Below are 6527 nucleotides of genomic sequence, written 5' to 3' on the forward strand. Positions count from 1 at the left end.
GCCGCGCCGGCGAGCAGGGCGGCATCGCCTTTCGGCTGCCGGGGCAGACCGATATCAGCCAGTCCTGGCGTTGGAGCGAGCAATGGCTGCCGCACGGCGCATGGCTGTTGTTGGCGTTGGCGAGCCGGGGGTGATGCCGGATGGCGCCATTTATGGCAATGAAACGCCCAATGGTTCGTTCATGGGCGTGGCGGAGTGGCTCGGCGCCGTCAGGCAAGTAAAGGGATTCAGAACGAAAAAAACGGCGGGATAGCCCGCCGTTTTTCGTTGCCAGATGCGATTTACTGCGCGTTGCTGCGCGGACTGCGATTGCCCTGGTAACCGCCCTCGCGGCGATTGCCCTGGTAGCCACCTTCGCGGCGCTGGCCTTGGTAGCCGCCGCTGCCGCGACGATCGCCGTAGCCGCCCGGCTTGCCGCTGTTGCGACGCGGGCCACCCTTGGACGGACGACGGGTCGGTTCCATGCCTTCGATCACGCCTTCGGTGATGGAGCGCTTCAGGTATTGCTCGATGCGGCGCACCTTGTGCGACTCTTTCGACTCCGCCAGGGTGATGGCGGTGCCGTCGCGGCCGGCGCGGCCGGTGCGACCGATGCGGTGCACGTAGTCTTCAGCCTGCTTCGGCAGGTCGAAGTTCACCACGTGGGTGATGGTCGGCACGTCGATGCCGCGAGCTGCGACGTCGGTGGCTACCAGCACTTTGATGCGACCGCGACGCAGGTCGTTCAGGGTGCGGTTACGCCAGCTTTGCGGCATGTCGCCATGCAGGCAGGCGGCGGAGTAGCCCTGATCCGACAGTTTGTCGGCCAGCTCTTCGGTGTAGGCCTTGGTTGCCGAGAAGATCACGCACTGGTCAAAGCCCGATTCTTTCAGGATGTGATCCAGCAGGCGATGCTTGTGGTTCAGGTCGTCGGCGTACAGCAGGTGTTCTTCGATGGTGCCGCCGGAAGTTTCGGTGCGGGCGATCTCGATGCGTTGCGGATCGCGGGTCATCTTTTCAGCCATGCGGCCGACGATGCCGTCCAGCGTGGCGGAGAACAGCACGGTCTGGCGAGTTTCCGGAGTAGCCTTGACGATGGCTTCGATGTCGTCGATGAAGCCCATGTCCAGCATGCGGTCGGCTTCGTCCAGCACCAGCATTTCCAGGCGGGAGAAGTCGATGCGGCCGGAGCGCATGTGGTCCATCAGGCGGCCCGGGGTCGCCACCACCAGATCGATCGGGCGGCTCAGCGCGCGGATCTGGTAGCCGAAGGAGGAGCCGCCCACCAGGCAGGCGGTTTTCATCCAACGCAGGTCCTTGCCGTATTCCAGCGCGTTCTTCTCAACTTGCTGCGCCAGTTCGCGGGTTGGGGTCAGCACCAGAACGCGCGGGCCTTGGCCCTTGCCGGTAGAGCGTTCCGACAGTTTGGTCAGCGCCGGCAGCAGGAAGGCTGCGGTCTTGCCGCTACCCGTTTGGGCGGAAACCAGCAGGTCGCGGCCAGCGATGGCGGCGGGCACGGCTTCGGCTTGAACGGAGGTCGGGGAGGTGTAGCCGGCAGCTTCCAGAGCGCGCAGGATGGTCGGGGCGATGCCCAGATCGGAAAAGTTCATGTATGTCCTTTCAGGCCGGATGATGCCGGCGTCACTTATAGCCAGATTTCGTGGCGGTTATACGGCGCCTTTGGGCCGTAAATCATCGGCACTAACCTGGCAAGCGGCGAACAGCGGTCCAGTCGGAAAACGACATTATTGCTTGGACGAAGCCTGGAATGGGTCAGGGACGATGAAAAAACACTCGGGCAAGAGGCGTGAGGTTTGGGTTTGCCCGGTGAAAATGCAAGAAGCCGGACTATACGGTAAATTTTGCCGGTTTGCAACAGTTTTATTCAATCTGTCCGGGTAAGTATTTGATTGTTTTATGGCTTGCCGCGGAGGGGTTTCAAAAAAAGTTTTTACTGTCCAGGGCGGGTGGGCGTGGGTCCGGGGTGGCGCGCCGTGCGGACGCTTTATCGGGCGCCCGCCCGCTCCGGCGCTGGCGATCCGGATGCCGGCCGCTACACTGGACGTATATCTACCAGAGGTCGCCGGATGGTTTTAGGGCAATGATGAGCCGTCTTGTGTCGATGGCCAATGCCATGTCGCGACATGCGCTGCGATGGCGGAGCGGGCATTCATGATAAAAAAATTCGGCCGGTGGCTGTCCGGGCGGGCTGTCCGGCTGCGGCCCGGCGCGGTGTACGGTCTGGCGATGGCGGGCAGCGCCTTGCTGGCGATGGGCGCGCTGCTGTTGCAGCAGTGGTGGGCCGCGGATGCGGAGCTGGCGGCGCGCGCGCAGTGGTTGGCGCGCCAGCTGGTTATTCAATTGGCGCCGGCCTATGCGGTGCTGCCGCGGGTGGCTTCGGTGGCGGCGGACGCGCCTGGCTGCCTGCTGGCGCGCGCCGAATTGGCATCCATCGTTCAGAAGACGCCGCATGTCCGCTACGCGGTGCGGCGTTTGCCGGACGGTTTGTGGTGCGGGTCTGATCTGGCGCGCAAAGATGCGCCGCTCGGCGAGCCGCGGTTGCAGTGGATTCCGGCCGGGGAGCGCGGGCCGGCGCTGTTGCTGCGCGGCGAGGCGGGCAATGCCGCGCTGGAAGTGGATGCCGGCTGGCTGCAGGCGCTGTTGTCGCAGGCGCGCCAGGGCGGGGTGGAGTTGCAGGTGCGGGTGGGCCGCGAGCAGTTTTCCGCCGATGGCGCGCTTTCGCCGGCGAGGGAGTGGGCGGATCGCGCGGACGCGCCGGTGCAAAGCCTTGCTGGCGGGATGGCGGTGGTGGCGCGCGGCGATGCCTGGGACCTGGTCTGGCGCAATGGCGAGGAACATCTGGGAGTGCTGCTGCTGGCTTTGCTGGTGGGTGCGGTGCTGGCATCGCGGCTGCTGCGCGGCGCCGGCGTGCGCAATGCCAGCGATTGGGAAATTCTCGAGGGCATCCGGTTGCAGGAGTTCTTCGCCCATTACCAGCCAGTCGTCACGGCGGCCGGCGGCGAATGCGTCGGGGTGGAGGTCTTGGCGCGCTGGCGTCATCCGGTGCAGGGCAATGTCCGTTCCGATCTGTTCATCCAGACCGCGATCGACGCCGGCCTGATCGTGCCCCTGACTCGCTATCTGCTCCGGCGGGTGACGGGCGAGTTGCGCCAGGTGGTGCTGCCGCCGGGCTTCATGGTGGGGGTGAACGTCGCCAGCGAGCATCTGGCCATGCCGGGGCTGGTGGACGACTGCCGCGAGATGCTGGAGATGCTGAAGGAAAAGCAGGCGGTGCTGGTGTTGGAGGTGTCGGAGCAAACGCCGCTGCGGGAGGGCTCCGGGGCGCTGGAGGTGATCCGCAGCCTGCGCCGGCTGGGGGTCAAGCTGACGCTGGACGACTTTGGCTCCGGCTATGCCGACAAGGCCTATCTGCAGCGCTGGGGCTTTGACTATTTGAAGGTGGAAAAAGGTTTTGTCTCGGCGCTGGGGCTGGATTGCCTGCGCGGCAATGTGCTGGATGGCCGGCTGATGTCGTCGGGTCTGATCGGCGTGCAGGTGATTGTCAAGGGCGTGGAGACGCAGGGGCAGCAGAGCTACCTCAACATGAAGGGCTTCGAGCTGCTGCAGGGCTTCTATTTTGGCAAGCCGATGACGCTCAATCATTTCCGGCAATGGCTGTACTCTGGAATCATCGACGACCGGCAGCATTTTCTGCGCCGTTCCCCGGCGGCGGGGCGGGCGGCGGGCAAGGATGGCGGCGTTTCGTGAGGGTGTCGGCGCGCCGGTTTGGGGTGCGGGGCTGCGTTTGTTACAATGCGGCCCTTTTTTCGTTTGTAAGGAAGCAGTGGAATGGAGTATGCCGTGCAGCGCTATGCGGTCACCCGGCCTTGGGCCAAGCGGGTGGGTCAGCTTTATGTCCAAGCCGCGCAGGTGGCCGAGGCCAGGGCGCAGATGAAGGACGTGATCCGGCGGGAGTTGGAGCGCGCGGCGCAGGTATTCGAGATTCCGCAGGCGGCCATCGGCTGCGAGTTGGCGTTGGCCGAGGCCTGGGGGCATTTTTTCCGCCACGGACGGGTGGTGTCGCATCTGGACGGCGGCTTGGCGCAGGCTCTGGCGCACACCCGGCAACCGGGCAATCTGCCCGATACCCTGGCGTTGCCCGCTGAGGCGTTTTTTCTGCATGTGCCGGGCGAGGGCGGGGCTTTCATCGCGCATCAGCCGGAGCGGCGCGCGCTGCTGCTGACCATGGTGCGGATGGGTTTTGCGCCGGACGGCGTCAACTGGCTGCAAGCGGCCGACCAGGTGGAGGTGGCGAGGGTGGAGTACCCTGGCGAGCTGGTGCCGCAGCTGGCGGCGGTGGGCGCTGCCTGGCAGGGCTTGCTGGCGGCGGTGCTCAACGGCCTGGCGATGATGACTCAGCCGCGGCTGGCGCGGGTCAAGGGCTGGGAGGCCGGCGCGCCGGCGGACTGGGTGGCGGCCGCGGGTCATCCCTCCTGCGCCAAGACGCGGCAGAGGGCGCGCAGCCAGCTGCTGAAGGCCGGCTTCGGCGAGATCACCTTTTGCCGGGTGGAGGATCTCGAGGCGGCTGCCGCCTATCAGAATCAGGGTTACTGGCGCCGGCAGTCGTTCGGCGAGGACAAGGCCCATTCCCGCCTGGTGTGGGTGGCGCCGCGCTGAGCGCTAGTATTCGTTGAGCAGCTGGCGGATCAGCTGGCGCAGCTTTTCCATCTCGAACGGCTTGTTGCAACTGGCGGCGATGCCGGCGTCCTCGAGTTCGGCCGGGCCGATGTGCTCGCTGTCGCTGGTGATCATCAGGATCGGGGTGCGTTCCTGTAGTCCGCTGCCGCGGATGTGCCGCGCCAGCTCCAGGCCGTTCATTTCCGGCATGTGGTAATCGGTGATGATCAGCTGGAACGCCTCCTGCTCGATCAACTGCAGCGCGCGCTCTCCGCCGCTGGTTTCGCAGAAGTGCTCGAAGCCCAGCTTTTCCAGCACCTGGCGGATGTGGTGGCGGGAAGTGCTGCTGTCGTCGACGATCAGCACGTTCATCAGCGCCATGTCGGCATCCACTTCCGCGCCCAGGCTGTCGCAGTTGAGGAAGGTGATCACCGACTGCATCGCGGTCTGCAGCTCCTGCTCGCTGAAGGGTTTGGGCAGGATGGCGAGGCTGCCGGCCTGGCGGATGGCTTCCAGCCGGTCCGGATTGGTTTCGCTGGAAACCAGGATGAAGGGCATGTCGTAGAGGTCGTCGCTGTCTCGCAGCGTCTGCACCAGCTGGCTGCCGGTCATGTCGGGCAGGTGGTAGGCGCTGATCACCAGATTCGGCCTGCGCTCGCGCGCCTGCTGGATCAGCTCTTCTCCGCCCAGGTGGATTTCAATCTGGGTGGCGCCCAGCGTCTCCAGCGCCTTGGTGATGATTTGCGCCTGGACCGGCGAAGGTTCGGCAAGTGAAATCAGTAGTTGCTCTAGAGCCAGCATAACCCTGCTCCTGCATTCCGCTTGATTGCATTATTGACGGTTTTGGCACGATTTTGCTGGCTGGGCAAGCAAAATCCTCAAGATCGCTGATCTGGCGCGGCGGGAATGTGTCGCGGCGGCAAGTTTTGCCGCCGCGTTATGCGGCAGGCGGACGATTTTTTGCCGTCGGGCGGGCCGTGTCTTTGGAAAACAATGGTTTGGCGGCGCGGCGCAGGGCTGGCACGCTTCGTGCTTTACTATGAGCCAGCAAGGGAGGTTGTTCATGCTAGACAAGATTGCCCACTATTTCGATTTCCAGCAGCGCGCGCTGAATCTGCAGGCGTATCGCGCCGAGGTGATAGGCAGCAATATCGCCAATGCTGAAACGCCGTATTACAAGGCTGTGGATTTTGATTTCAAGGCGGCCTTGCAGGCGCAGCAGGACAAACAGGGAAAACTGGCGATGGTTGTCACCGATCCGCGCCATCTGGCGAGCGATGCCGGTGGAGCGGCTGCCAATGTGCCCATGCAGTATCGCAGCGCGGTGCAGCCCAGCCTGGATGGCAACACGGTGGATATGGATGTGGAGCGCGGCGCTTTCGCCGACAACGCTTTGCAGTACCAGACCACGCTGACCTTCCTGGGCAAGCGCATCAGCAGTCTGAATTCGGCCATTCAAGGTTCTGGGAGTTAAGGTTAGATGTCTCTGTCGAATCTGTTCAGCATCTCCGGCTCGGCGCTGTCGGCGCAATCGATGCGGCTCAACGTGGTGGCCAGCAATCTGGCCAACGCGGAAAGCGCTACCAGTTCCACCGGCCAGCCGTACAAGGGCCGGCATGTGGTGTTCACCGCGGTGCCGGTTGATACGGCGCAGCCGCAGGTGGCCGGGGTGCGGGTGACTTCGGTGGTGGAAGACCAGACGCCGCCAAGGCTGAAATACGAACCGGGCAATCCGCTGGCGGACGAGCGTGGCTATGTGACCATGCCCAACGTCAACGTGGTGGAGGAGATGGCGGACATGATCGCCGCCTCTCGCGCCTACCAGAACAACGTTGAAATGATGAACACCGCCAAGAGTCTGCTGCAGAAAA

The 6527-nt window shown here is 64.2% G+C and carries 6 protein-coding genes; 4 read left to right on the forward strand and 2 right to left on the reverse strand.

The features are described 5' to 3' along the window. Window positions 1-281 precede the first annotated feature (281 nt). On the reverse strand, window positions 282-1589 hold the full coding sequence (locus BI344_RS22540; protein WP_071115018.1) for a DEAD/DEAH box helicase: 1308 nt from the start codon (window positions 1587-1589) through the stop codon (window positions 282-284). 562 nt (window positions 1590-2151) lie between these two features. Here BI344_RS22540 and BI344_RS25695 point away from each other — a divergent pair. Together BI344_RS25695 and BI344_RS22550 are read left to right on the forward strand one after the other, a co-directional pair. Next, entirely contained in the window at window positions 2152-3747 is a 1596-nt protein-coding gene (locus BI344_RS25695; protein ID WP_241499455.1) for an EAL domain-containing protein, read from the forward strand. Between the two features lie 81 nt (window positions 3748-3828). Then, window positions 3829-4656, forward strand: coding sequence for a hypothetical protein (locus BI344_RS22550; protein ID WP_071115020.1), 828 nt, complete (start codon window positions 3829-3831; stop codon window positions 4654-4656). A gap of 3 nt (window positions 4657-4659) precedes the next feature. Here BI344_RS22550 and BI344_RS22555 read toward each other — a convergent pair whose 3' ends face one another. Continuing rightward, on the reverse strand, window positions 4660-5457 hold the full coding sequence (locus BI344_RS22555) for a response regulator (protein ID WP_071115021.1): 798 nt from the start codon (window positions 5455-5457) through the stop codon (window positions 4660-4662). 262 nt (window positions 5458-5719) lie between these two features. Between BI344_RS22555 and flgB the strand changes: the two genes are divergently transcribed. Both flgB and flgC read left to right on the forward strand, forming a co-directional pair. Further along, a complete protein-coding gene (gene flgB / locus BI344_RS22560) occupies window positions 5720-6130 on the forward strand; it encodes a flagellar basal body rod protein FlgB (RefSeq protein ID WP_071115023.1) in 411 nt (136 codons plus the stop codon). A gap of 6 nt (window positions 6131-6136) precedes the next feature. After that, the coding region (gene flgC / locus BI344_RS22565; RefSeq protein WP_071115022.1) for a flagellar basal body rod protein FlgC at window positions 6137-6527 on the forward strand (391 nt) is incomplete at its 3' end.

It is taken from the genome of Chromobacterium sphagni (assembly GCF_001855555.1).
In the GTDB taxonomy this organism is placed as follows: domain Bacteria; phylum Pseudomonadota; class Gammaproteobacteria; order Burkholderiales; family Chromobacteriaceae; genus Chromobacterium; species Chromobacterium sphagni.

Excerpts from the sequence above, each read along its gene's own strand:
- BI344_RS25695 (WP_241499455.1), top strand. The coding sequence starts at position 2,152 with ATGATAAAAAAATTCGGCCGGTGGCTGTCCGGGCGGGCTGTCCGGCTG.
- BI344_RS22555 (WP_071115021.1), bottom strand. The coding sequence starts at position 5,457 with ATGCTGGCTCTAGAGCAACTACTGATTTCACTTGCCGAACCTTCGCCG.
- BI344_RS22550 (WP_071115020.1), top strand. The coding sequence starts at position 3,829 with ATGGAGTATGCCGTGCAGCGCTATGCGGTCACCCGGCCTTGGGCCAAG.
- BI344_RS22540 (WP_071115018.1), bottom strand. The coding sequence starts at position 1,589 with ATGAACTTTTCCGATCTGGGCATCGCCCCGACCATCCTGCGCGCTCTG.
- flgB (WP_071115023.1), top strand. The coding sequence starts at position 5,720 with ATGCTAGACAAGATTGCCCACTATTTCGATTTCCAGCAGCGCGCGCTG.